The 24442-nt window shown below is 70.4% G+C and carries 20 protein-coding genes and 1 pseudogene; 12 read left to right on the forward strand and 9 right to left on the reverse strand.

Annotation, left to right across the window (positions count from 1 at the left end; all coding sequences use genetic code 11):
* Nucleotides 1-52 precede the first annotated feature (52 nt).
* On the forward strand, nucleotides 53-334 hold the full coding sequence (locus tag FrCorBMG51_RS13330) for a DUF6247 family protein (RefSeq protein ID WP_047223396.1): 282 nt from the start codon (nucleotides 53-55) through the stop codon (nucleotides 332-334).
* Between the two features lie 574 nt (nucleotides 335-908).
* Here FrCorBMG51_RS13330 and rdgB read toward each other — a convergent pair.
* The 8 genes from rdgB to clpS all read right to left on the reverse strand — a co-directional run bounded on the left by rdgB (nucleotide 909) and on the right by clpS (nucleotide 8051).
* Nucleotides 909-1559, reverse strand: coding sequence for an RdgB/HAM1 family non-canonical purine NTP pyrophosphatase (gene rdgB / locus FrCorBMG51_RS13335; RefSeq protein WP_047223438.1), 651 nt, complete (start codon nucleotides 1557-1559; stop codon nucleotides 909-911).
* A 95-nt stretch (nucleotides 1560-1654) separates the two neighbouring features.
* A complete protein-coding gene (gene rph, locus FrCorBMG51_RS13340) occupies nucleotides 1655-2422 on the reverse strand; it encodes a ribonuclease PH (RefSeq protein WP_047223397.1) in 768 nt (255 codons plus the stop codon).
* A gap of 476 nt (nucleotides 2423-2898) precedes the next feature.
* Entirely contained in the window at nucleotides 2899-3645 is a 747-nt protein-coding gene (locus FrCorBMG51_RS13345; RefSeq protein ID WP_047223398.1) for an MBL fold metallo-hydrolase, read from the reverse strand.
* Nucleotides 3646-4652: 1007 nt separating this feature from the next.
* Complete coding sequence (locus FrCorBMG51_RS13350) at nucleotides 4653-5600, reverse strand: PLP-dependent cysteine synthase family protein (protein WP_047223399.1); 948 nt, start codon at nucleotides 5598-5600, stop codon at nucleotides 4653-4655.
* Between the two features lie 22 nt (nucleotides 5601-5622).
* A complete protein-coding gene (locus FrCorBMG51_RS13355) occupies nucleotides 5623-5928 on the reverse strand; it encodes a MoaD/ThiS family protein (protein ID WP_047223400.1) in 306 nt (101 codons plus the stop codon).
* A gap of 348 nt (nucleotides 5929-6276) precedes the next feature.
* Nucleotides 6277-6681, reverse strand: a complete 405-nt coding sequence (locus tag FrCorBMG51_RS13360) for a M67 family metallopeptidase (protein ID WP_047223401.1) — start codon at nucleotides 6679-6681, stop codon at nucleotides 6277-6279.
* 232 nt (nucleotides 6682-6913) lie between these two features.
* The gene (locus tag FrCorBMG51_RS13365) at nucleotides 6914-7450 is read right to left on the reverse strand and encodes a DUF2017 domain-containing protein (protein WP_076843588.1); all 537 of its coding nucleotides are present in this window, start codon (nucleotides 7448-7450) and stop codon (nucleotides 6914-6916) included.
* Nucleotides 7451-7751: 301 nt separating this feature from the next.
* Nucleotides 7752-8051 carry an ATP-dependent Clp protease adapter ClpS gene (clpS, locus tag FrCorBMG51_RS13375; protein ID WP_047223403.1) on the reverse strand — a complete coding sequence of 100 codons (300 nt, stop codon included), beginning with the start codon at nucleotides 8049-8051 and terminating at the stop codon, nucleotides 7752-7754.
* 1292 nt (nucleotides 8052-9343) lie between these two features.
* Here clpS and FrCorBMG51_RS13380 point away from each other — a divergent pair.
* The 11 genes and pseudogenes from FrCorBMG51_RS13380 (at nucleotide 9344) to FrCorBMG51_RS13430 (ending at nucleotide 22806) form a co-directional block, all read left to right on the forward strand.
* The gene (locus tag FrCorBMG51_RS13380) at nucleotides 9344-11863 is read left to right on the forward strand and encodes a putative bifunctional diguanylate cyclase/phosphodiesterase (protein WP_047223404.1); all 2520 of its coding nucleotides are present in this window, start codon (nucleotides 9344-9346) and stop codon (nucleotides 11861-11863) included.
* A gap of 69 nt (nucleotides 11864-11932) precedes the next feature.
* Complete coding sequence (locus FrCorBMG51_RS13385) at nucleotides 11933-13435, forward strand: nicotinate phosphoribosyltransferase (RefSeq protein ID WP_047223440.1); 1503 nt, start codon at nucleotides 11933-11935, stop codon at nucleotides 13433-13435.
* 153 nt (nucleotides 13436-13588) lie between these two features.
* Nucleotides 13589-14411, forward strand: a pseudogene (locus tag FrCorBMG51_RS13390) (NUDIX hydrolase).
* Between the two features lie 56 nt (nucleotides 14412-14467).
* Complete coding sequence (locus tag FrCorBMG51_RS13395) at nucleotides 14468-14668, forward strand: hypothetical protein (RefSeq protein WP_047223405.1); 201 nt, start codon at nucleotides 14468-14470, stop codon at nucleotides 14666-14668.
* 245 nt (nucleotides 14669-14913) lie between these two features.
* On the forward strand, nucleotides 14914-16380 hold the full coding sequence (locus FrCorBMG51_RS13400; RefSeq protein WP_047223406.1) for a helix-turn-helix domain-containing protein: 1467 nt from the start codon (nucleotides 14914-14916) through the stop codon (nucleotides 16378-16380).
* A gap of 15 nt (nucleotides 16381-16395) precedes the next feature.
* On the forward strand, nucleotides 16396-17367 hold the full coding sequence (locus FrCorBMG51_RS13405) for an NAD-dependent epimerase/dehydratase family protein (protein ID WP_047223407.1): 972 nt from the start codon (nucleotides 16396-16398) through the stop codon (nucleotides 17365-17367).
* 532 nt (nucleotides 17368-17899) lie between these two features.
* Nucleotides 17900-18205: a hypothetical protein gene (locus tag FrCorBMG51_RS31265; RefSeq protein ID WP_235433555.1), complete on the forward strand. Its 306-nt coding sequence runs from the start codon at nucleotides 17900-17902 to the stop codon at nucleotides 18203-18205.
* Between the two features lie 415 nt (nucleotides 18206-18620).
* Nucleotides 18621-19151, forward strand: a complete 531-nt coding sequence (locus FrCorBMG51_RS13415) for a hypothetical protein (protein ID WP_052914650.1) — start codon at nucleotides 18621-18623, stop codon at nucleotides 19149-19151.
* 103 nt (nucleotides 19152-19254) lie between these two features.
* Nucleotides 19255-21345, forward strand: a complete 2091-nt coding sequence (locus FrCorBMG51_RS13420; RefSeq protein WP_047223408.1) for an ABC transporter permease — start codon at nucleotides 19255-19257, stop codon at nucleotides 21343-21345.
* Between the two features lie 13 nt (nucleotides 21346-21358).
* Complete coding sequence (locus tag FrCorBMG51_RS13425) at nucleotides 21359-22123, forward strand: ABC transporter ATP-binding protein (protein WP_047223409.1); 765 nt, start codon at nucleotides 21359-21361, stop codon at nucleotides 22121-22123.
* On the forward strand, nucleotides 22120-22806 hold the full coding sequence (locus FrCorBMG51_RS13430; RefSeq protein ID WP_047223410.1) for an ABC transporter ATP-binding protein: 687 nt from the start codon (nucleotides 22120-22122) through the stop codon (nucleotides 22804-22806). Before FrCorBMG51_RS13425 ends, FrCorBMG51_RS13430 begins: the two co-directional genes overlap by 4 nt.
* Before the next feature lie 73 nt (nucleotides 22807-22879).
* On the opposite strand, the gene FrCorBMG51_RS13435 is transcribed toward FrCorBMG51_RS13430, so the two are convergent.
* Nucleotides 22880-24235, reverse strand: coding sequence for an ABC transporter substrate-binding protein (locus FrCorBMG51_RS13435; protein ID WP_047223411.1), 1356 nt, complete (start codon nucleotides 24233-24235; stop codon nucleotides 22880-22882).
* Nucleotides 24236-24442 lie beyond the last annotated feature (207 nt).

The raw sequence follows: 24442 nt of genomic DNA on the forward strand, positions 1-24442 counted from the left end.
AAGCAGTACACCCCGTCCGCGTTACCGTCGGGCGGAGCGAGACAATGGAAACATGGCTGATACGGACGTGCCGGCCTCGCTGGACGGGCTGCGGATCCGAGTGGACAAGACGGGGTCCGCGGTGCACGCCGCGCTGGACGCCGACCAGCGGGCCGTGTTCGAAGCGGAGTTCCGGGCGGCGCTGGCCCATGTCGACGACCAGTTCGGTCTGGACGCCGTCCAGGACGTGGTCGAACGATGGTGGCCGGCCGCGGTGCTGTGCGCGAATCCGGAGATCCGACAACGGGCGGCTCCGGGGATCCGACAGGAGATCGACATAGACAACCACCACTGACCGGCGGGCGCTGAGCAGCCGGGGCCCGTCGGCAGCGCTGGCGCCACCGGGCGGCCTGCGACCAACTGACGCCCGACAACCCAGGGTGATCGAGGACGCGACTGGGGTGTCACGAGTCGGGGACGGATGGAACGACCCGGACACCTCAGCCGCGTCCTTAACCTACCCTGCCGATAGCAAATAGTCACTGATCGATTACAGGTGGTTCCAGCTTACACGGCGATTGGCATCCATGTACCCGGTTTGATGCGCTCTACCGCCTCATCTTTTGCCGGATTTCGCCGCTGCCCGCTCAGTGTTGACAACCCGGTAACAGAAAGTGCCCGGATACCGGGTATCGAATGATCCCGTGAAACTCTCCGGACATAACCGACGGCTGCCCGACGCAAGACGGATCAGAGACAACACGAACACACGACGCAACCACATGACACAGCGCAGGCAAACAGAGGACGCAGGCAGGCACGGCGACCCAGGCGGGACGGCACGTGCGGAACGACCCGGGCGAACAGGGACGGGACAGCTCGAACGGACGAAGCGACGCGAACGGACGGCCCTCGGCCGACAGCAGCCGTCAGAGGGCCAGCAGCTCCCGCAGGACGGCCGCGAGCTGGCCGAAGGCATGTCCTCGATGGCTGATGGCGTCCTTTTCCGCCGGGCGCAGCTGCGCGCTGGTCCGGTTCTGCCCGTCGGGGAGGAACAGCGGGTCATAGCCGAAACCGCCGTCCCCGCGGGGCTCCCGCAGCAGTCGCCCGCGCATCTCCCCGTGCACGACCCGTTCGGCGCCCGCCGGCGTCACCACCGCGGCCGCGCACACGAAGGCCGAGCCACGGCGCTCCTCGGGGACGTCGGTGAGCTGGGCGAGTACGAGCGCGTTGTTGGCGGCGTCCCGCTCGGCCCGGCTGGCGCCGGGCAACGGCCCGGACCAGCGGGCGGACAGGACGCCGGGCATGCCGCCGAGCGCGTCGACGGTCAGGCCCGAGTCGTCCGCGACCGCGGGCAGGCCGGTCACCCGCACCGCGTCCCGCGCCTTGATCAGGGCGTTCTCGGCGAAGGTGGCGCCGGTCTCGGGGACGTCGGGGCCGTCCGGCAACGCCACGAGTTCGACGTCGAGACCGGCCAGCGCGAGGATGCGGCGCAGTTCGACGAGCTTGGCGTCGTTACGACTGGCCAGCACCACCCGCCGGGGCCGCTGCCGGCTCTCGACGGGCCCGCTCCCGCCCAGCACCTCCGCGCCAGGGCCAGGGCCGCCGGGGCCGCTGCCCACGGGACGCCCGTGGCCGGGGCCGCTCACCGCGCTTCCTTCATCGGGGAGGGTGGTCACCGGGTACCCGGTCGCGCTCCGCCGGCGGGTACCGGGCGCGGGCCCNCGGGTACCGGGCGCGGGCCCGCCAGCGCCGCCCGCTGGACCTCGGTCAGCCGCGCGCAACCACCGACGGCCAGATCGAGCAGCTGGTCGAGCATCGCGCGGTCGAACGGCAGGCCCTCGGCCGTCCCCTGCACCTCGACGAAGCCGCCGTCACCGGTGCAGATCACGTTCATGTCGGTGTCGGCGCCGGAGTCCTCGTCGTAGGCGAGATCCAGCAGCGGCCGGCCGGCGACGACCCCGACGCTGACCGCCGCCACGCTGCGGATCAGGGCGTCCGGACGGCCGAGCCAGCCGCACGCGTCCGACAGCGCGACATACGCGCCGGTGATCGACGCGGTGCGGGTGCCGCCGTCGGCCACCAGGACGTCACAGTCGATCGCGATCGTGTTCTCGCCCAGGATCTTCAGATCGATGCAGGTACGCAGGCTGCGGCCGATGAGCCGGGAGATCTCGTGCGTGCGGCCACCGATGCGCCCGCGCACGGACTCGCGATCGTTGCGGGTGTTCGTCGCCCGCGGCAGCATCGAGTACTCCGCGGTCACCCAGCCCAGCCCGCTGCCCTTGCGCCAGCGCGGGACGCCTTCGGTGACCGACGCCGCGCACAGCACCCGCGTCCGCCCGAACTCGATCAGCGCCGAGCCCTCGGCGTGGTCCTGCCAGCCACGGGTGATGTTCACCGGGCGGAGTTCCCCGGATGTCCTGCCGTCGGAACGTCTCACGACGACTGACCCTACCGGGCGGACGCAACTCGACACCGGTCGAATCCAACCGGACATCATTGGCGACAGTACGAAAAACCCGCCAACGGGCGTCCCACCGACGGGCCCGGGCCAGCGGACATGTCCGGGCCGGCAGGTGCCCGGATTGACAGGCGTGCCCGGCGCCTGCACCGGGCACGCCGGCCCCTGCCCAGACCGGCCGGTCGCGACATCGCGACCAGTGGTGCCAGGAACCAGATCCTCCAGATCCGCGCCCGCGGCTGCACAGGCAACCGGCGTCCAGCGTCCGCGGAGTCAGGCATACCAGGCTGAATCCGGCCTGCTACGCCTGCCAGCCCGGGTCGCGTCCGAGCCTGGCGCCGGCTCCCGACGGGCCGCCCGCGACGGCTCTTCGGCCGCGCGGACGACGCGCTCAGGCAACCAGCGGCCAGCCGGTCCGGCAGCCGGTCCGGACGGGGATGGCCCGGATGCCGTGGCTAGATCTCGTAGATGGCGCCGGTCTCGGCCAGGGTCAGCGGGCCGTCGAAGGCGCCGGCCGCCTCCTCGCGGCTGCGCTCGGCGTCTCCCCACGGCACCAGATGGGTGAGCACGAGACGGCCCACGCCCGCCTTGGTGGCGTGCTCGCCGGCCTCCCGCCCCGACAGGTGCACGCCGGGGGGGTTGTCCGGGACGTCCAGGAAGGCCGACTCGCAGAGGAACAGGTCGGTGTCCCGAGCCAGCTGGACCAGCTCGTCGCAGGCGCTGGTGTCACCGGAGTACGTCAGGGAGCGCCCCTCGGCAGTCACCCGCATCCCGAACGCCTCGACCGGGTGCGCCACCCGCTCCAGATCGATCCGGAACGGGCCCACGTCCAGCCGACCAGGGCTGATCGTCCGGAAGTCGTAGATGTCGGCGAGGGAGTCCTCCGGCCAGCGCTCGAACGCCGAGCACAGCCTTTCCTGGGTGTTGATGGGCCCGTAGACGGGCAGCTTGGGCGGCATTCCCTCCGGGTGGTAGCGGCGGGCGTAGGAGCTCACCACCAGGTCAAGACAGTGGTCACCGTGCAGGTGGGAGACGAGCAGCGCGTCGACGTCCCGCAGGTCGCAGTGCCGCTGCAGCTCGCCCATGGAGCCGTTTCCGGCGTCGAGTACCAGCCGGAAGCCGTCGGACTCCACCAGGTAGGACGAACACGCCGACCGGGGTCCCGGGTAGGTTCCCGAACATCCCAGAATCGTGAGCTTCATCGGGCCACCGCCAATGCCGTCAGTACCGATACCGTCCGGGCTGGTGTCGCCGGTACTGATGTTGTCAGTGCCGGTACCGCCCGCGCGGGGCGCGGGCTGGCCGCCGCGCGCCGGTGGAGGACCGGTCCGGGCCGGCCCGGATCATCGAGTGCTCCGCGCCGACCAGGTTGTTGGTGATCGTTCATCGCGGTTTCTGCGCTACTCGCCAATGTGACGCCCTCTCCCCTGACAAAGCCGATGACGCCGGTCAACAAAAGGTGGCAGATGGTATAGCCCGGGATCAATGAGTACGCATCGACTTCTCGACACAGCGCCGAACAGGCCCTGATCCGGTCGAGGGCGTCCGGCTCCTCGAACCACGATCTCGCTCCTGACCTCCAGGGGTGGGCCGGCAGCCGGCCGCGTCCTGGAGAGCCGGCGGATGGGGAGACGTCGTAAGGCGCGCCGCCCACGGGGGCACCGCGGGCGGCATGGGCGGTCACGACCGCGACCGCGTCGGTTCCGCCAGCGCCGTCGGGGCGGCCGGCGGACGCGAAGATCGCCTCAGCGCCCCGGACGGGGTGACGCGCCCCGGACACGCGCGGCCGGGACGGGCCCGCGGGATGGCTCGCGGCGCGGGCGGATGTGGCGATCACAGATACTGACCGTGATCGTCCTGACACGCCTCGTCGGCGGGCGGGGACGTGGCGGGGCCCGATCGGGATCCGATCGGGGTTCATCGGGAGCTGATCGGAGATCACGGTCGCGACGGCATGACTGCCATCCGCGCTACCGAATACCCCGATGGGCGCGCCGCTCATGAGCGATCAGACTAAGCCCGAAATCCCGTTCCGACTCTGTGGCAGTGGTCACGAAACCCATGTCGAATTTTGGACAGCCCGGACGAGTCGGTATCAGAGTGCATCCGGGCACATCAGGGACCATCCTGAGACGTGGGAGGAAAATCGTGATCATTGCCGTGCCGCGGCCGGGTACACCGACTCCGACCGCGCCCGCCGGCTTGCCCGTCACGCCCAGAGCTGACCCTCAAGTGCGGCTTCGGCCTCCTCCAGCGTCCCCGCGTATGCGCCGGTGGACAGGTATTTCCAGCCCCCGTCGCAGACGATGATGGCGATGTCCGCGCGCTGCCCGGCGCGCACGCATCTGTCCGCTTCGATCAGTGCCGCGTGCAGGATGCAGCCGCTCGAGATCCCGGCAAAGATCCCCTCCTCCTCGACCATCTGCCGGGTCCGCCGTAGCGACTCCTTCGGCCCCACCGAGATACGGGTGGTGAGCACACTGCCGTCATAGAGCTCGGGGATGAAGCCCTCGTCGATGTTGCGAAGGCCATACACGATCTCGCCGTACCGGGGCTCCGCCGCGATGATCCGAATACCCGGAACCCGTTCGCGCAGGAAACGCCCGGTGCCCATCAGTGTCCCGGTGGTACCGAGCCCCGCGACGAAATGGGTGATGGACGGAAGATCCTCGAGGATCTCCGGACCGGTCGTCTCGTAGTGCGCCTGCGCGTTCGCCGGGTTGCCGTACTGGTAGAGCATCACCCAGTCGGGATGATCGGCCGCCAGCCGCTTGGCCACGGCAACGGCCTCGTTGGAGCCGCCGCTCGCGGACGAGTACACGATCTCGGCGCCCCACATCGCGAGCAGTTGCCGCCGCTCCGCCGAGGTGTTCTCCGGCATCACGCAGATCAGCCGGTAACCCCGCTGGCGACAGACCATCGCCAGCGAGATACCGGTGTTCCCCGACGTCGGTTCGAGAACGGTGGCGCCAGGGGTGAGCAGGCCGCGCTTCTCCCCGTCCGCGATCATCCACAGCGCGGCCCGGTCCTTGATCGAACCGGTGGGGTTGTCCTGTTCCAGCTTGGCCCACAACCGGACGTCCGGGGATGGCGAGAGCCTGGGCAGACCGACCAGGGGGGTACGGCCAACCGAGTCCACCAGGGAGTCGAAACGCATGAGCTCTTCCGGCCTACCCGTCTCAGATATCTGCTGTCGCCGGCGTCGTGGCACCGCCAGCGACGGCGGGGAGAATAGTCACAGTGTCACCATCGGAAATTTTCGCGTCGAGACCGCCGAGAAAACGAACATCTTCATCATTGATGTAGATGTTCACAAAGCGGTGCAGCTCACCGGCGTCCTCGGAGACGAGCCGGCCTCGCAGCCCCGGGAAGTGGCTGTCGATGTCGATGAACAACGCCGCGAGCGTGTCTCCCACACCCTCGACGACCTTGGACCCGCCCGTGTAGCTGCGCAGGATCGTCGGCACGCGGACCTGGACTGCCATGCTGCTCCTCTTCGTCGTGCTCTGTCCGTGTTGCTGTTCGGTCTTCGATCTTCGATCTTCGGGTCCTGCTCCGGCAGCCGTCCGGTCACGCTCCGGCCTTCGGTCCCGCCCTGGCCGTCAGCCGTACTCCGGCCTTCGGACGCCGCCCGAGGGCCGGAGCGCGGTCGAACTGTCCGCCATCGTCCCTGGTGGTGCATCGTCCCTGGTACGACAGCATGTGAACAGGCCACCAGCCCACCGCCCGGCCGCTGGTGCCGTGCCCTGAGGGATCCCCGCCCTGCCCCGGATCCCTCATCCCGAGGATGCGCGCCCGGCTCCGCGCGACACCCGACACAACGTCGTGAACGGTCAGACGATTTCCACCGGCTCCTCCGTCACGGCTGCGTCGATGATGCGGTACGAACGGAACTCGATCTTCTCCGGGTCGCGGGTCGAGACCAGGACATAGTGGGCGCCGGGTTCCTGGGCCAGCGGGATGTCCGTGCGGGACGGGTAGGCCTCGGTGGCGGTATGTGAATGATAGATCACTACTGGCTCTTCGTCCCGGTCGTCCATCTCGTTCCAGACCCGCAGCTGCTCCATGGAGTCGAACCGGTAGAACGTCGGTGACCGCTCCGCGTTCTCCATGGCCACGAAGCGCTCCGGCCGGTCCGACCCGATCGGGCCCGCGACGATCCCGCAGGCCTCGTCGGGATGGTCCCGCCGGGCATGGGCGATGATGGCCTCGTAGACGGCCCGATCGATGCGCAGCACGGGCCAACCGTACGACGAGTGGCATCCACCACGAGCCACGATCATGCGTACATGGCGAAGAATGCCTGCCCATGATCCGATTGTGCCCGCGGGGCCGCTCCCGGCGGGCCACCGCCGGCGTCCGGGACGCGAGGGGCCGTGTCACAGGGTCATGTCACAGGGTCATTGTCACAGTAGCCGTGTCACAGCGGGCCATCCGCGTCAGGAAACGTTCACACCGTGTCAGGCCATGTCACAGCAGAGCCTGGACGAGCTGCTCCTGCAGGTCGCCGAGGAACAGGTACACCTCGACCACGGGACGGCGCGGGTCCTGGCTGCCGATGTCGTACAGGGCTTCGGCCGACGCGTCGTCGGTGAGGTTCAGCCGGGCGCCCAGCACCAGCCGCAGGTCGGTGAGGGTGACCAGCCAGTCCTGGACGGCGGCGTCGTCGAGCAGCACCCGGCCGCCCGTGGCCGGCACGGTGGCCAGTGCCCGGCGCGCGGCGTCACGCTTGCCCGCGCGGATGTCGTCGGAGGTGCGGCGGCGGTAGTCGGCGGCGGCCTCCGAGTCGTTCGGGTAGGCGTCCGGAAGCAGCCGGGCCACCGCCGGGTCCTCCGGTGCCGCCGGGGGCACGGCTCGCAGGCCGACGATCGCCTCCAGCGGGTCGGCCACCGGCGGCGGCTCCAGCAGCGCCTCGATCTGGCTGATCAGCTCGGCCAGCAGGGTCGCCTGAAGCGGACCGAGGACCATCTCGACGCCGTCCCCGGTACGGCTGAATCCGTTGGACACGCTCTCCCAACCAAGGTCAACAGTGATCGGCCCGGGCCACGTCCGGTAGATCTTCGATCGCGCGGACCGGCCTCCGGACAACCGCCCGTCGCGTTGTTAACGTCACCGGCAGCTCCGCTGGTTCCTTCTCCAGTGTTTCCTCCTCCAGCCCATGGGAAGCCACCCGGCCCACCGTCCGCACCGACCGCACCGACCGCCACCGAACGGACACGGATCCACCGAGCACGGATCCGTTGGGCGCCTCGCGCTCGTGCCCAAGCGGCTCGGTCACGCCAACCCGCACGGATCCATCAGGCACGGTCTAGTCCTGCGCGATCGTGGCCCACAGGCCGTAGGCGTGCAGACGGGTGGCGTCCCGCTCCATCTCCTCCCGGGTGCCGGAGGAGACGGTGGCCCGTCCTTTGTGGTGGACGTCGAGCATGAGGGCCTTGGCTTTTTCCCGACTGAAACCGAACAGTTTCTGAAAGACGTAGGTCACATACGACATCAGGTTGACGGGGTCGTTCCACACGATCGTGACCCAGGGCCGGTCGCGCTCGGCGACCTCGTCGGAGTCCAGGACCTCTTCGGGGGCGGCGGTGGCTAGTGGCACGGACTCCATTGTGGCGCGTGTGCGGGCCGAGTTCCCCCCCGGACCACCGGGCACGGACGGGAAGCCGAATCGATCTTCGACCGACAGGCCGGACAACACTCCCGCCGCGCCGCGTCCGCGGTGCCCGCGGTGCGCGCGGTGCCCCGCCAGCTCCCAGGTGCCGCGCCGGCCGTCCCGTCCGAGCGCTCACCGACCGGATGGCGAACCGCGTCGAAGCCAGCACACGGAGGCACACCCCAGCATCCGGTGAACAGCAATGAACACCATCGGCTATCAGCAGATGTACGCGGGTCGGCCGTCGAACGACACGGGGACCACAGCGTGGGCGCGACAGATACACCCATACCCTAACAGCAGGTAACCGAAATGGTGTATTTAGTTGTATTCGGTCCTGGTTTGGCTATCTTTTTGGTCACGGTTCGTTGCCCGACACGAAAGACCTCATCAACAGCAGCCCGGACCCGTCGCGCGGCACCTCGGACTCTTGCCTACGGATAGCGACCAGGACGCCGACAGCCCGCTGCGACCGAGCATGCACCACCAGCGCACCATTGTCCGTACATAGCCCTTTTAGTCATATTTTTGTCCATATCTGTATGAATTGGATGAATCGCTATGGGATGGATCAGCAGTGGAGAGGAGTGGGCCGCCATGAACAACGGCGTCAGCTGGGGCTGAAAACAGGACCGGTACCAGGACGGAACGCATCACACACGCACCGACGCCAGCCGGCGACTCCCGACGGACAACCAGCGCCACCGCATGGGAAGGAAAGGACGTGTTGAAAATGAAGAAGAACAACGACGAGGGCATGAACGGCGTCAGTTGGGGCTGAGAAAGCACCGCGGTACGGTTAACGGTGTCGGCGGTACCCGCCGCGGGCGGCGGGGCACCCGCTCGCCGGGCCGGCCATGACGGTCGGGGACGGTCGGGCCGCGGCCGTGACGGTCGGGCTGGTCGAACCAGCCCGGTCCGCGGCAGCCGGCCAGACAGCGGGCGGTACGCGCGGGCCGGCCGGCGGTTGGCCCACGGGAGCCGACCTGTCGGCCGCCGGCCCCTGACCCGGCGAACGAGCCGTCGACATGCAAGTCGGACGGGGCCGCCACGGCGGCCCCCAGCAGTACGGCCCCAGCAATATCGGTATCAGCTCGCCCCGCCCCCACCGCGTAGTACATGATCGGGGCGTAGTGAACGATGACCGTAGCGTCAAGCCTACGTAAGGCACCGGGGGCGCCGCCGCCCAGACGGCGCGATCCCGGTGGCCCGATCACGCAACCTCCGCAGGCAGGACGGGAGACCATATGGCCGTCGGCACGCGTGCGCGGTTCGTACCGTCCAGGTACCACCTGGTGCTCGTCATGGTCACCTCCACCGCGGCGGCCGTGACCGCGATCTGCCTGACCCGCCTGCCTCAGACAGCCGAACCGGTCTCGTGGTACCGGCTGACCCTCGGGATCGTCTGCCTCGCGATCGGCCCGATACCCCTGCTGCGGGTGCGCTCGGGGCACCACACCGGCGACTACGACCTCAGCGAGGCCAGCGTGGTCATCGGGCTGGCCCTGCTGCCCGCCCCCCAGCTCGTCACGATCAGCGCCGTAGTGGTCCCGATCATGCATGCCATCCTGCGCAGAGCGCCGGTGAAGGTGCTCTTCAACGGGGCCAGCGCCACGCTGGGCACCGCGATCGCGGCCGGCGTCCTGTGGCTGTCGGGCGGGCGGGCAGGACATCTGGAAGGCGCCGAGATCCTGCTCGCCGCACCAGCCGGCCTCACGGTCTGCCTGTGGACCAGCCTGTCCGTGTCCATGGTGATCTCCGCGGCGCGCGGGACGCCGCTGCGCCGGACCCTGCGCGAGACCATGGGCATCAGCACGCTGATCGCGGCCGGCGGCATCGCGGTCGGCTGCGCGGCCGTCGCGCTCGCCTACACCAGCCCGGTGACGCTGATCGTCCTCCCGCCGGTTCTGGTGGGCCTGGTGATGGTCTATCGGATGCAGGTCGACTCGGCCCAGCAGCGTGACCGCTGGCGCCAGCTCAACGCGGCCGCGAAGGACCTCGCCATTCTGAACCGGGCGGCCATCGAGGCCCGCGCGACGGAGATCGCCTATGAGATCTTCCGGCCGGACGGCGTGGAGCTCGTCGTCGACCCGGTCCCGCCGCCGGTGTCCCAGTCGCCGGTGCCACCCGCGCCGGTGCCACCCGCGCCGGCAGCCCGGCCAGCCGGATCAGCAACTGGATCACCGACCGGCTTCCAGCGCGGAACCGACCATGTCGCCACCCCGCTGACCGGGCCTGCCGGCCAGGTCGGGGTGCTGCGGCTGAACTTCGCCCGGCCGGCCCCCTGGAAGGACCACGACCAGGCCGTCCTCGCCGCGTTCGCGAACCTGCTGGCGCTTGCGATCACGAACGCCAACACCTACGCCGAAGCCCACGACCAGGCATTCCACGACGCCCTGACCAACCTGGGCAACCGCCGGATGCTCCAACGGCGCACCGCCGAGGCGATCGCCGCCACCGCCACCGGGTCGCGCTCCGCCCTGCTGCTCGTCGACCTCGACCGGTTCCGGGACGTCAACGACACCCTCGGGCACGACGCCGGCGACCAACTGCTGCGCGGGATCGCCGAACGGCTGCGACGCGGCGTCCGCGCGGGCGACCTGGTGACCCGCATCGGCGGGGACGAGTTCGCCGTGCTGCTGACCGGGATCCGTGACGCCGATGCCGCTGAGACCATCGCGGCCACGCTGACCAGGGTGCTGGCCCGCCCGGTCGGCGTCGAGGGCATGATGCTCTCGGTCGAGGCGTCCATCGGTATCGCCTGCCTGCCCGAGGACGGCGACACCGTCGACGAACTGCTGCGCCGCGCGGACGTCGCCATGTACCAGGCCAAGAGAACGCACGGCGGCTACCGGCGTTACCGGGCCGACGAGGATTCCTCCACGCTGGCCCACATGGCGTTGATGGCGGACCTGCACGACGCGCTCGACCATGGCGACATAAACCTGTGCTACCAGCCGCAGATCGACCTGGAAACGGGCCGGATCGTTGCTTTCGAGGCCCTCGTGCGGTGGAACCACCCGGTTCTCGGCCGGCTTTCCCCCGACGCTTTCATCGGTGCCGTGGAACAGTCCGGACGCATTGGCGACTTCACCCGCACCGTGTTACGGGAGGCGTTGTCCGCGGCCGGCCGGTGGCATGCGGACGGCGCCCGGGTGGGTATTTCCGTGAACCTGTTCGCGCGCAATCTCCTGGAACCGGGCCTGGCCACCGAGATCGCGCAGTTGCTGCTGGCGAACAGGCTGTCCGCGGCCGCGCTCACCCTGGAAATCACCGAACGGGCGGTGGTCACCGAGTCCGCCGCGACCGTGCGCTCGCTGGCCGCGCTGCGCGACCTCGGGGTGCGGCTGGCCGTGGACGACTTCGGCACCGGCTACGGCGCGCTCAACGTACTCGGGCAGTTCGACCTGCACGAGGTGAAGATCGACCAGTCGTTCGTCCACAACGTCGCCGGTGACCGGGCCAACTCCGCGATCGTGCGGGCCACCGTCGCGCTGGCCCACGACCTCGGGCTGCGGGTCGTCGCCGAGGGGGTCGATGACGCCGAGACGCTCAACGCCCTGTCCGCTCTCGGCTGCGACCTCGCCCAGGGGACGTTCATCAGCCCACCGTGCCCGGCCGAGGAAGCCACCGCCCTGCTGCGGGACGCCGGCCGGCTGGCTACCCCGCGATCGGCCGACGTACTGCCCTTCCGGCGTCCCACCGGGGAGCGGGCCGGGGGCGCCCCGTCCGTCCGCAGGGCGTATCCGGCGACCGACGGCAGATGACCTGATACGGAGATGACCCGATACGTCAGGATCGTGCGCGTGATCTGCTGAGGTCCTAGTGTGGTCGCGATGACCACGCCCACACCGCTGCCCACACCGCCGTCCATGCGGCTGCCCGCACCGGCGTCCACAGCCCTGCTGACCGACCAGTACGAGCTGACGATGTTGCGGGCCGCGCTGCGTTCGGGGGCGGCGTCGCAGCGGGCGGTCTTCGAGGTGTTCACCCGGGCGCTGCCGGCCGGGCGCCGGTTCGGTGTGCTCGCCGGCACCGGCCGCCTGCTGGAGGCGATCGCGGCGTTCCGGTTCGGCCCGGACGAGCTCGCCTACCTGCGCGGCAACGGGATCGTGGACGACGCCACCGCGGACTACCTGGCCGGCTACCGTTTCGGCGGGGACATCCACGGTCTCGCCGAGGGCGAGCCGTTCATGCCGAACACCCCGGTGCTGGTCGTCGAAGGCACCTTCGCCGAATGCGTCCTGCTGGAGACCCTGGTGCTGTCCGTGCTCAACCACGACAGCGCGATAGCCGCCGCGGGCGCCCGGATGGTCGCCGCGGCCGCGGGCCGGCCGTGCGTCGACATGGGCTCCCGCCGCACCCACGAGCAGGCCGCGGTCGCCGCGGCCCGGGCCGCCTACCTGGTCGGTTTCACCGCCACCTCGAACCTGGCAGCGGGCCGGCGCTGGGGCATCCCCACGACCGGCACGGCGGCGCACGCGTTCACGCTCGTCCACCCCTCCGAGCGGGAGGCTTTCGCCGCCCAGACCGGCGCACTCGGAACGGGCACCACGCTGCTCGTCGACACCTACGACGTGCCGGCGGCGGTCGCCACCGCGGTCGAGGTGGCCGGGACGGCACTCGGCGCGGTCCGGCTCGACAGCGGCGACCTCGCGGCCGTGGCCCGGGCCACCCGCGCCCAGCTGGACGGCCTCGGCGCGCAGGCCACCCGCATCATCGTCACCGGGGATCTCGACGAGCACGTCATCGCCTCGCTCGCGGCCTCGCCGGTGGACGGCTACGGCGTGGGCACCCGGCTCGTCACCGGCTCGGGTGCGCCGACGACGGGGTTCGTCTACAAGCTCGTCGAGGTGGCGGGGACGGCGGTCGCGAAGGCCTCGGTCGGCAAGAGCACCAGGGGCGGCCGTAAGGACCTGACCCGCCGGCACGACCGCAACGGGGTGGCGGTCGCCGATGTGATCACTACGGCGACCCGGGAAGCCGGGCTGACGGCGACGCGAGACGAGAATCACACCGACGCCGCCCAGCCGGCTGCTGCCGGCATCGGCACCGGCACCGGCACCGGCATCGGCCGCCTGTCAGCCCCGTCCGGCCCGGAGGCGGACCCGTCCTGGCCGGAACGGCCGCTGCTGGTGCCACTGGTGCGCGGCGGCCGGATTCTCGACGCCGACGGCACGACCCCCGAGGGGCTGCGTGCCGCCCGGGCCCATCACCAGGCGGCCCTGGCGTCCCTGCCGGCGCACGCGCTGCACGTCACCTACGGCGGGCCGTGCCTGCCGGNCCTGCCGGTCATCACCACCGGCCAGCGGGCACAGCGGCAGCCCGGGCAACGGTAGGCCCTCCCACGGACGGGCCGTGGCCCGTCCCACCAGCCCCTTGCGTCGGCTCGTCGTGTCGGCTCGTCGTGTCGGCTCGTCCCGGGCCGGACGGCGGGTCCGCGTCCCCGTCCGCGTGGCCAGGCCGCACACTGGGGCATCGTGAGACCTGTCATGTCGAACGACGCCCCGCTCGGCGGAGGCCCCGCGGACAGCGTCCCCACCGACAGGGCCCCTACGGACAGGGCCCGGGCGGGCCGGGCCCACGCGCGGCGGGCCCCGGACACGTTCGTGAACGGACCATCGCCGATCGCGGTGACTGTCGATGTCGTCCTTCTTACGCTGCGTTCCGGGCAGCTCTGTGTGCTGGTCACCCAGCGGGACGCGCCACCGTTCCAGGACGACTGGGCGCTGCCCGGCGGCTTCGTCCGGGTGGACGAGGACCTGGACGCCTCGGCCCGCCGGCAGCTCGCCGAGGGGACCGGTGTCGCCGCGTCCGGCCATCTTGAGCAGCTGCGCACCTACGGACGGCTCGACGAGTCGGATCGTCGTGCACGACGGTCTGGNCAGCGTGGCCTACCTCGCCCTGCTCCCGAACCTGCCGCCCCCGCCGGGAACCGACCGCGACGGGCCGACGGCCCGCTGGTGGCCGGTGGAGGACCTGGGCTCCGCGGACGGCCCGGTCCTCGCCTTCGACCATCCGACGATCGTCGCCGACGGCGTGGAACGGGCCCGCAGCAAGCTGGAGTACACCCCGCTCGCCGCCGCCTTCTGCGAGGAGCCGTTCACCCTGGCCGAGCTCCGCCGCGTCTACGAGGCGGCCTGGGGAGCCCCGCTCGACCCGCCCAACTTCCGCCGCAAGGTGCTGTCGACCCCTGGCTTCGTGGTGCCGGTCGGCGCCCGCGCAGCGCCCCGCGGCGGGGGGCGCCCGGCCGAGCTGTACCGGCGGGGCTCCGCGACGGCCCTGCACCCGCCGCTGTTGCGCCGCTCCGTGTGAACCCTGTGTGAACGACGCCACCGTCCCTCCCGGGATCATCTGCGATCATCGTCGGTGTGCATCCCGACGCCAGTAACGCAGGCATATTTCTCGTCGTCGTCGGTGGCGCCCTGTTCGCGCTGCTGGTGTGGGGCCGCCGCGCCGGCGGCGGTGTCGTGCGGGAGATCTGGGGTCGGCTGGGCCTTCTCCGCTGGATCATTGCGCTGATCGTCATCGTGATCTTTTTCGATCTCGCCGACGGCGTCGTGAACCGGTGATCCACACAATCGGGAACCTCGAACAGCTCTCGAACAGCTGAAGAATCGACAGCCGTCCGGCCCGCGACACACGCTCGTCCCACTCGGGTGCGCTCATTAGATTGTCAGCGGAACGTGTGATTCACTTCACCGCAAGCAACATTTTCGCTGTACCGGAAGCGACCATTTTGTGGCTATGCGCGGTCGATCGACCGACTAGTTATGCTCACTTCCAGTAACCCCGAAGCCGGATGAAAGGACCGCGGGTGACTGGTCAACCATGGCTGTGGACGCCGCCGCACCAGACGACGCGATCGACCGGCGTGGGACTCCTTCTCCGCTCCTACCGGCAGACGTTCGGGCTCACCCAGCAGCAACTCGCCGAACGGCTTGGCTTCGACCAGTCCTATGTCTCCAAGGTCGAAAGCGGCCGGCGGGCCATTCATGACATCTCCACACTGCGTCACATCGCCCGCCGGCTGTCCTTGTCCCCGGAGGATGTGGGCCTGGCCGCGGGCTCCCTGATCGAAAGCCGCCGGGACGTCGCCCCCGCCGATCCGCTGGACGAACGGATCGCGGCCAGTCAGCGCACCTGGCGGCTGACGCGCGACTACCTCAACCACCACCGGATCAGCCTGGCCCGGGCCGCGGCCGGCCTGTACCCGCAGCCCTACCGGCTCGGCAACGGCCTGCTGGTCCGGCCCGACTGGATGTGGAACGAGCCGGTCGACCTCGCCGACATCGAACTGGCGTGGTCCGACGCACTCCCCGCGCCGACGGTGTCGGGAGCGGGCACCGACACCGAGCACCTGCGCCCGCTGACCGACGGCGGGGCCGCCTTCGGGACATACACCCGGGCCATGCGTGACCTCGACCGGCCCACGCTCTTCGAGAACCGCCTGAGCTTCCGCATGCTCGAGGCCATCCGCGCCGGGCAGCGCGGGCCACGGCTGTCCTTCGGCCACACCACCTACTTCGACGCCCTCGACGTGTGCGAGTCGGTCGCCCACGAAACGGCCGCGGCCATGCTCGGCGGCGGGCTGTCCTGGCCGGCGCTGCCGTTCCGGCGCCGGATCGGCGACCCGTTCGACCTGTGCCAGCGGGTCGTCCTGCCGTCCATCAACACCCTGACCATCCGGCACGACCAGAGCCGGGCGAGCTTCATGCTGCACCGCCGCAGCGCCGGCTCGGTGGCGACCGCCGGCGGCGTCTACCACGTGCTGCCGGCGGGGGTGTTCCAGCCGTCCGGGATCTCCCCGGGCCACCACGAGACGGACTTCGACCTCTGGCGCAACATCATGCGCGAGCTGAGTGAGGAGCTGCTCGGCAACGCCGAACACGACGGCACCAGCTCCTCCCTGATCGACTACGACGGCGACGAGCCGTTCCGCTCCCTGCAGCGGGCCCGGCACTCCGGCTGTGTCCGCGCCTGGTGCTTCGGCATGGGCGTCGACGCGCTCACGCTCTTCGGCGAGATCCTCACGGTCGTGGTCGTGGACGCCGACGTCTTCGACTCGCTGTTCAGCGGGATGGTCCCGGTCAACGCCGAGGGATCCGTGGTCACCACCGGTCCGCACCGGCGGGCGTCGGAGGGTATCCCGTTCACCCACGCGACTGTCCGCCGGCTGATCGAGCACGAACCGCTCGCGCCCTCGGCCGCGGCCTGTCTGGAGCTCGCATGGCGCCATCGCGGGACGCTGCTGCCCGGGTTGCGCATGCGGGCCGCGTCCTGAGGCCTCGTCGACATCGTGCGTGTTCTTGTCACCGGTGCGGCCGGTTTCGTCGGTGGGGCTGTCACCGACACCCTCGCCGCGGCCGGACACCAGGTGACCGCGCTCGTCCGCTCCGGACGGTCCTGCCCGCCGTTCGCGCCGGGAGTGGAGGTCGTCGCCGCCGACCTGGTGGACTTCCACGAGCTCGAGCTCGCCCGGCTCGACCGCGGGTTCGACGCGGTCTGCCATCTCGCCGCCCTGACCCGGGTACGCGAGTCCCGGTACGACCCGCTGCGGTACTTCGCGGTGAACGTGACGGGCACCGCGAACCTGCTGCGGCTGCTCGAACGCGGTACCAAGGCCGCCGGGACCGCGCCGGTCGTCGTCCTGGGGTCGACCTGCGCCGTCTACGGAACGCCGGAGATCCAGCCCATCCCGGAGAGCACGCCCCCGGCGCCGACCCACCCCTACGGGGCCTCCAAGCTCGCCGCCGAGCAGCTCGTCGTCCACCAGGCCGCGACCGGCGGGATCGGCGCGGTGGTGCTGCGCTCCTTCAACGTCGCGGGCGCCGCGGGCCGGCACGCCGACAACGACCAGAGCCGGATCATCCCGGCGGCGCTGGCGGTGGCCACCGGGCGCTGCGAGTCCTTCGGCGTCAACGGGGACGGGGCGGTGATCCGCGAGTACGTGCACGTGGCCGACATGGCCGAGGCGTACCTCGCGGCCCTGGACGCCGTCCGGCCCGGCCACAGCAGGATCTTCAACGTCGGTACCGGCCTCGGGGTCAGCGTCATCGACGTCCTCGACGCGGTGGAACGGGTCACCGGCCGCGCCGTACGACGGGTGCACCGCCCGCCGGCGGCGGAGCCGCCCGTGCTCGTGGCGGACAGCCGGCGCATCCGGGCGGAGCTGGGCTGGCAGGGCAGCCGCTCGACGATCGACCGGATCGTCGCCGACGCCTGGGACGCGGCGACCTCACGGGCGTCCACCACCGCCACGTCCAGGTAACCGCGCGTCCGGCGGCGTCCGGCGTCGCCTGGCATCTCCCGGCCCACCGGTGTCCCCGGCCCCCAGGCATCCGCTGCCCCCCGACTCCGGTCCCTCGGCATCCCTGCCTCAGCCAGACTCAGCCGGACGGACTCATGGTGACAAATACATCATTACATCGCTACTTATAGCAACTCGCGGGGTGGGTTGCCGCGTTCCGGGGTCCCACGGCACCATGGACGGGCATCATGGACCTGCGGTAGGGCCATGGCGGCCCCTCCAGCGCCCGGTTCGGAGCTTCAACGTCGCGGCTTCGTGTCGAAGCTCGAGCGACACAGTCCGCTGGCCACCAACGTCCGGCGCCGGCCACGGACCTGTCGTCCTTGCGGCTATGACCCGTCGTCCTTGGACGAGACCGATGGTTCTCTCGAATCTGGACATAACGTAACCTCGCGGGCCTGGATGCGCACACGAAAAACACGGGGACACGAAAGACACGGGAACACGGCCTTCGGCGCGCCCGGAGGCATCCAGATCAGTGAAGGAGACGCCCGTGGATCGTCCATATCATGTCTACGACTACGACGGGGAGCATCTGGGATCGTTCGCGACCTGGGACGCCGCGCACGACTGGGCCCACCTGCAGGCGGCGCTGGGCGGGGTGCTCGGGCCGCTGGATGTCGAGGACCGCCGCAACCGGGTCGGCCGGCGGCTGTGGGCGGAACGCTGCGAGTTCACCCATTGGCAACAGATCGGGCAGGACTATGACATTGACGACATCGGTAGCATTCACGGATGTGCCATGAGAAGTCCTGCCATGCTCACACTTGCCCCGCCTCAGCAACGACGACCTGTCTGACTCCGTTCATCCGTACCCGGACATCACCGCGGTGACACCCGGTCATCCGGATGGGCGGCCCCGTGACGTCATCCACCGACCATCCATCTGACCGGCGACCATCCATCTGACCGGTGAAAGGCCCCACGCCCGGGTGCGGATGCCCGCACGAGGGCCCGCACAAGGCGGCCACGCATCACGAGCCACACGAACCACGAACCAGCAGCCAGCCATCGCAGGCACCCCCGGCACAGTCGACGCAGCAGGCATTCATGCTGGGCACTAAGCTGACCTACGCTGATCGGGGCAGGTCGTCCGCGCCGGAACCGACATCTGTCGGGCGGTCGCCACAGCCGACACCTGTCGGGCAGTCGCCGCAGCTGACGTCTGTCGGGCAGTCGCCACAGCCGCAGCGCCTTTGGGGGAGAGACACAGGGTGGACACACAGCCTGCGGGTGGTCAGCACCCCCGGCCGACACCTCGAGTAGTCGTCGGCATACTACGTGCTGTACGCGGCTGGCTCATAGCGGTCACCGGCGGTGTTCTGCTGTTCGGCTGTTATCTCGGTGTGTCCGCGGAGACCGACCCCGGCCGTCAGCTCCCCTACTTCGTCTCCGGTGGGCTCGGCGGGCTCGCGCTCGTCTTCCTCGGCAGCGCGTTGCTGGTAGCCGACCAGATCGACGCCGCCGCCAAGGGACGGGGACGGCTCGACCGCCAGGTCGAGGAGTTGCACACGCTGATCGTCGCCGCGGCCTCCGTGCCGGCGCCCGCCGTCACGACGGTGACGGATCAGGCGGCCGCCGGCCAGGACGACGGCGGCCTGTTCGCCGTGCCCGCCGGCCGGACCTACCACCGCCGCACCTGCGAAATGATCGCCAGCAAGCCCGCGCAGCCGGTGGACTCCACCCAGATCGCCGCCCGCGGCCTGACACCCTGCACGATCTGCGAACCAAAGATCGCCGCGTGAGACGAGCCTGCCGCGTCGGGCGCGGACCTGCCGTGCTCCCCGGGCCGGCGGCGGGCCGGAAACAGCATGACCGTGTCGCTGCCGCGCCCTGGGGGTGGGCCGGATGAGAAGCATCGATCTGGCATTCGCCGGGGTCTCCATCGGAGCGATCGCCGCGCTCTCCGGTATCGGCCTGCTGGTGACCTACCGGACCAACGGTGTCCTCAACATCGCCCAGGGTGGCATCGCGGCCCTGGTGGCCTACGTCTTCCGCGCGATGGTCGTCGACTGGCAGCTGCCGCTCCCGGTCGCGGCGCTGCTCTCCCTCGCGGTCGTCTCACCGCTGATCGGCATCGTACTCGAACGGTTCGTCTTCCGCCCGCTGGCCCGCCGGCGCGCGTCCGCGGCCGAGTCGCTGGTGGCGAGCCTTGGCGTGCTCGTGCTCACCGTCGGGATGACCGCCGGGATCTGGGGTCTGGGGTCCCGTAACGACGCGCCGAGCCTGTTCCCGGAACGGACGGTCGGGCTGCCCGGGGGCAGCCGCATCGGTGTCGACGCGCTCGCCGAGCTGGCTCTGGTCGTCGCCGTGTGCGTGACCCTCGGCCTGATCACGACCCGTACCCGTTTCGGCCGGCAGGTCCGGGCCGTCGTCGACGACCGCCGGCTCGCCGAGCTGTCCGCCATCCCGGCCGACAGGGTGGCCGCGGCCGGCTGGGCCGTCGGCACCATTCTCGCCGGCTTCACCGGCATCCTGCTCGCGCCCCGCCTGCAGCTCACCCCGTACGGACTCACCCTGCTGGTGCTGGAGACGTTCGCGGTGGTCGTGGCCGCCCGGCTGGCCAGCCTGCCGGGCGCGGTGCTCACCGCCCTGGCCATCGGCATCCTGCAGAGCGAGCTGAGCCAGTTCCAGGTGACGGGCGAGTTCAGCGCCCTGTATCTGGCCGTGCAGTCCAACCTGTTCGTGGCCGCGCTGCTGGTGCTGCTGCTGGTCCTCCCCCGGCTGCGCGAGCTCGGTGGGGACGCGGGCTCCACCGGCCGGTTCTCCAGCCGCGGCGCGCCGCAGACGTACCGGGCGAGCCTCACCGAGCAGCGCCGGGACGTCCTCGGCAAGCTCGCCGGCGCCGTGCTGCTGGCGGCCCCGCTCACCTTCGCGCCCATCAACCTGCGCGACGCGTTCATCGTGCCGGCGCTCGCCCTGATCTTCCTGTCCCTGGTGATCGTCACCGGTTACAGCGGGCAGATCTCCCTTGGCGTCGCCGGCTACGCCGGACTCGGCGCGCTGCTGTCCGCCAAGCTCGCCGACGGCGACCTGTTCGGGCTGCCCGCGCTGCCGGCCCTTGCCGCCCCGCTGGTCGGCGCGCTGCTGGTCGCCCCGGTGGGCCTGCTCACCGGGTACCCCGCCATCCGGCGGCGCGGACTGGCGCTCGCCCTCACCACGTTCGCGGTCGGGGCGGTGATGTCCCGCTTCGTCTTCCAGCAGCAGACGTTCGTCTCGGGGCTGCACGTCGCGCCGCTGTCCGTCGCCGGGCACACGCTGTCCGACCGCTGGTTCTATGTGGTGGAGCTGCTCTGTCTGGGGCTCGGCCTGCTCGTCGTGCGCAACCTGCACGAAGGACGTCTCGGCCGGGCGCTGCTGGCCGTGCGTGACCACCCGGAGGGCGCGGCGGCGGTGGGCGTGGACGTGCGCAACCTCAAGCTGCTGTCCTTCACCGTCTCCGCCGCCGTGGCCGGGCTGGGTGGCGCCCTGCTGATGCTCAGCTACGCCTCGTTCGACGCGGACGCCTTCTCCCCGCTGAACAGCCTCCTCTGGTTCACCGCGGTCGTCGTGTTCGGCGCCGACAGCGCCGCGGGCGCGGTGGTCGCGGCCGGCTTCATCGTCACCATCGACACCCTCGCGCCGGCCGGCTCGGCCACCCTGGCCGTGGGCATCCTGGCGCTGAGCCTGGGCTGGCTGCCCGGCGGTCTCGCCTCCGCCGTCCGCCATCTGGTGACCCGCCTCGGTCACCGGATCGTCGAGGACCTGACCGAACCGGGCCGGGCCGGGCTCGCGGGAACGGGCGCGGGCGCCGCACGGGCGGCTGCCGCGACGTCCGTCTCGCCCGCGGCATACCGGCAGCCGGCCGGTGACGGCGGATCCCCCGTCCTGACGCCCTTCGGGGAGGCGCTGCTCGCCCGGGTACGGCAGGTCCTACACACCTCCGGGAGGACACAGTGAGCGGGGGGACGCAGTGAGCCGCGCGGAACTCACCGGCCGCGGACTGGCGCGCCGCTACGGGGGGCTCACCGCGGTCGACAACGTCGACATCACCGTCGCGCCCGGCAAGGTCACCGGGCTGATCGGGCCGAACGGGGCCGGCAAGTCGACGCTGTTCAGCCTGCTCACCGGGGTGGAGAAGCCCGACAGCGGCAAGGTCTTCCTCGGCGGCCGCAACATCACCCGGATGCACCCGGACGTCCGCGCCCGCCACGGGCTCGTCCAGACCTTCCAGGTGCCGTCGCTGTTCACCAGCATGACGGTCATGGACAACCTGCTGGTGGGCGCCGAGAACAGGCGCCGCGACTACATCGGCGGGCTGCTGGGGCGCACGCCACACGGCAGTACCCGCACCCGGCGGGTGATGACCCGCACCCTGGAGTCCCTCAACCTCACCGGCATCGCCGACACGACCACGGGAACGCTGCCGACCGGGGCGCTGCGCCTGGTCGAGCTCGCGCGCGCCCTGTGCACCCGGCCCGACGTCCTGCTGCTCGACGAGCCGGCCAGCGGGCTGGACGGGCAGGAGACCGAACGGCTCTCCGGGCTGCTGCGGCGGGTCGCCGGTGAGGGGGTCGGCATCCTGCTGGTGGATCACGACGTCGAACTGGTCTTCTCCGTCACCGACCAGGTGTACGCGATGGTGGGCGGGCGTATCGTCGCCGAGGGGACACCGGCTGCCGTCCGCGAGGATCCGACCGTACGGGCTGTCTATCTCGCGCAGGGGCCGCTGGCATGAGCGTTGAACTGGCACTGACCGGCGCACGCGCCGGTTACGGGACCATCGAGGTCCTGCACGGGCTCGACCTGACGGTCCCCGCGGGGAAGGTCACCGCGCTGCTCGGGGTCAACGGCGCGGGCAAGAGCACCACGTTGCGGGTGCTCGCCGGCGTGTTACCGCTGCGGTCGGGCTCCCTGACCTGGCAGGGCAGGACGATCACCAGAATGTCGGCCCTGGAGCGGGCCCGCTCGGGCCTGATGTTCGTCCCGGACGAACGCGCGGTGTTCGCCACCCTCACCGTGCGGGAGAACCTGCAGGTGGTGGTGGAGGCGATCGGGCAACGGGACATCTCCCCGGCGCTGGAGGCCTTCCCCCGGCTGCACGAGCGGCTCGGTCAACGGGCCGGGACGCTCTCCGGCGGCGAGCGGCGCATGCTCGCCCTGGCCCGTGCCCTGCTGGCCCGGCCCAGGGTGCTGCTGGTCGACGAGCTCTCCCTCGGCCTGTCACCCAAGGTCGCCGGTGAGCTGTTCACCTGGCTGGCGACGGTCGCGCTCGGCGGGACGACGGTGGTTCTCGCCGACCAGTACACCAACGACGCTCTTGGCCTCGCCGACATCGTCTACGTCCTGCACCGGGGCGAGTGCTCGTTCGTCGGGGATCCCGCGGAGCTGCACCCGGCCGTCTCCGCCGAGCCGGTCTGAGCCCCTCCCCCGGCCCCGGCGGTCACGCTCACCGGGGCCGGGCACAGGGCTCACACAGGTCTTTCCCGGGTTCTCACTCGGCCGGGTAGGGCAGGTTCGGGACGGTGAAGCAGTTGGTGTTCATGTCCCTGACCTGGGTCACCCAACCCCCCTTGCCGCCGTTCGCCGAGCTCTCCCAGCGGGCGACGTTGATGCAGTTCCGGTCGGTCTCCGGGGGGGTCGCGATCTTGGTGAAGTTGCGCGGGGTGAGTAGACCGTCACCGTCATAGTCCTGCGGGCGGTTCAGGAACTGTTCGACGCACACCCGGGTGACGTTCGCGCCGCACGATCTGATCGCGTCGGTGAGCCACTGGGCGGACGCGTAGCCCTCGAGGGTCCAGATGCTCAGTTTGCCCTCGCGCGCGGGCTGGTATTTCGCCATGTCCGCCCGGAACCTGGCCACCGCCGGGTAGTTCGTGTCGTTGTAGTTGCGGGTCGAGCTGGTCGCGTAGGTGACGTCACGGCAGTTGGGGGTGTCCGCGAAGGCCTGGCCGAAGGTGTCGGTCCACCCCTGCGACGTGGTCATCTTCGCCTTGACCGTCAGCCCCTGGGCCTGCATCGACTTGCACAGGGCCAGGTTGCCGTTGTCCTCCATCGCATCGAAGATCACATCGACCCCGCGGGCCTTCAGGTCCAGCACGGCCGCGTCGAAGTTCGGGGCAAAGTAGTTGATCTCTTTTTCGACGACCGTGTAGCCCTCCCTGCGCAGGCCGTCGGCAACCGACTGCGCGTAACGCTGGGACGGCGCGACGTTGTAATAGACCACGCCCGCGACCCTGGTGCTCAGGTTCTCCTTGAGCCACCGGTAGTTCTCGGTGCCGGCGTAGAGGTTCCCGTCGTAGCCGGGCTGCCTGCCGTCACGCGGATAGTAACTACCGTAGATCGAATACAGGTGCGGGTACTGGTCGTAGGCGCTGCTGGTCGGCTGGCCGCCGACATCCGGCACACCCTTGGAGTTCAGGTACTGTGCCCCGGCGTAGTCGAACGCCGACACCCCGGCCAGCGCGAAGACCTTCTCGTCGTCGACGAGCTTGCGCGCACAGGCTGTGTTGTCGGGCCCGCTGCCGTGGTCGTCACACTGAACGAGCGTGACCTTGCGGCCGTTCACACCGCCGGCGGCGTTGAGCGCGTCGAAGTAGGCCTTCGCGCCGTACAGGGAGGTGGAGAAGGTCTCCGACCCCAGCGGGCTGGTCAGACCGACGATCACACCAACTTTGACGTCGTTCGCGGTCACCCCGGTATCCGACGCCGTGTTGGCCCCGGTGTTGGCCCCGGTGTTGCCCTGAGTGGGACCGCTCGGCGGTGCGCTCGATTCCTCCACCCTGCTTCCGCAGGCCGAAAGCACGAGCGCGGACAGCGCGGCAATGATGACGAGCAACCTCGCTCGCATAGGCATGCTCTCCCCGGGATCGTTGGTTACCCAAGACGCTATTGCGCCAGCTGGGCCCCCGCGCGTCGTGCTGCCGACAGGAGGTCACAGCGTTTCCCGGCCGTCGACGCAACGTTGGGAAACGTCCATCCGGGAGACGTGCCCGGACAGCGGATCCGCGCCGTCACCACCGGGGCCGTCCACCCGGCCGGCTCCCCGGATCAACGG

Origin of the sequence: Protofrankia coriariae (genome assembly GCF_001017755.1) — a bacterium.
GTDB lineage: Bacteria > Actinomycetota > Actinomycetes > Frankiales > Frankiaceae > Protofrankia > Protofrankia coriariae.

Excerpts from the sequence above, each read along its gene's own strand:
- FrCorBMG51_RS13435 (WP_047223411.1), bottom strand. The coding sequence starts at position 24,235 with ATGCGAGCGAGGTTGCTCGTCATCATTGCCGCGCTGTCCGCGCTCGTG.
- FrCorBMG51_RS13350 (WP_047223399.1), bottom strand. The coding sequence starts at position 5,600 with ATGCGTTTCGACTCCCTGGTGGACTCGGTTGGCCGTACCCCCCTGGTC.
- clpS (WP_047223403.1), bottom strand. The coding sequence starts at position 8,051 with ATGGAGTCCGTGCCACTAGCCACCGCCGCCCCCGAAGAGGTCCTGGAC.
- FrCorBMG51_RS13420 (WP_047223408.1), top strand. The coding sequence starts at position 19,255 with ATGAGAAGCATCGATCTGGCATTCGCCGGGGTCTCCATCGGAGCGATC.
- FrCorBMG51_RS13430 (WP_047223410.1), top strand. The coding sequence starts at position 22,120 with ATGAGCGTTGAACTGGCACTGACCGGCGCACGCGCCGGTTACGGGACC.
- FrCorBMG51_RS13355 (WP_047223400.1), bottom strand. The coding sequence starts at position 5,928 with ATGGCAGTCCAGGTCCGCGTGCCGACGATCCTGCGCAGCTACACGGGC.
- FrCorBMG51_RS13345 (WP_047223398.1), bottom strand. The coding sequence starts at position 3,645 with ATGAAGCTCACGATTCTGGGATGTTCGGGAACCTACCCGGGACCCCGG.
- FrCorBMG51_RS13380 (WP_047223404.1), top strand. The coding sequence starts at position 9,344 with ATGGCCGTCGGCACGCGTGCGCGGTTCGTACCGTCCAGGTACCACCTG.
- FrCorBMG51_RS13330 (WP_047223396.1), top strand. The coding sequence starts at position 53 with ATGGCTGATACGGACGTGCCGGCCTCGCTGGACGGGCTGCGGATCCGA.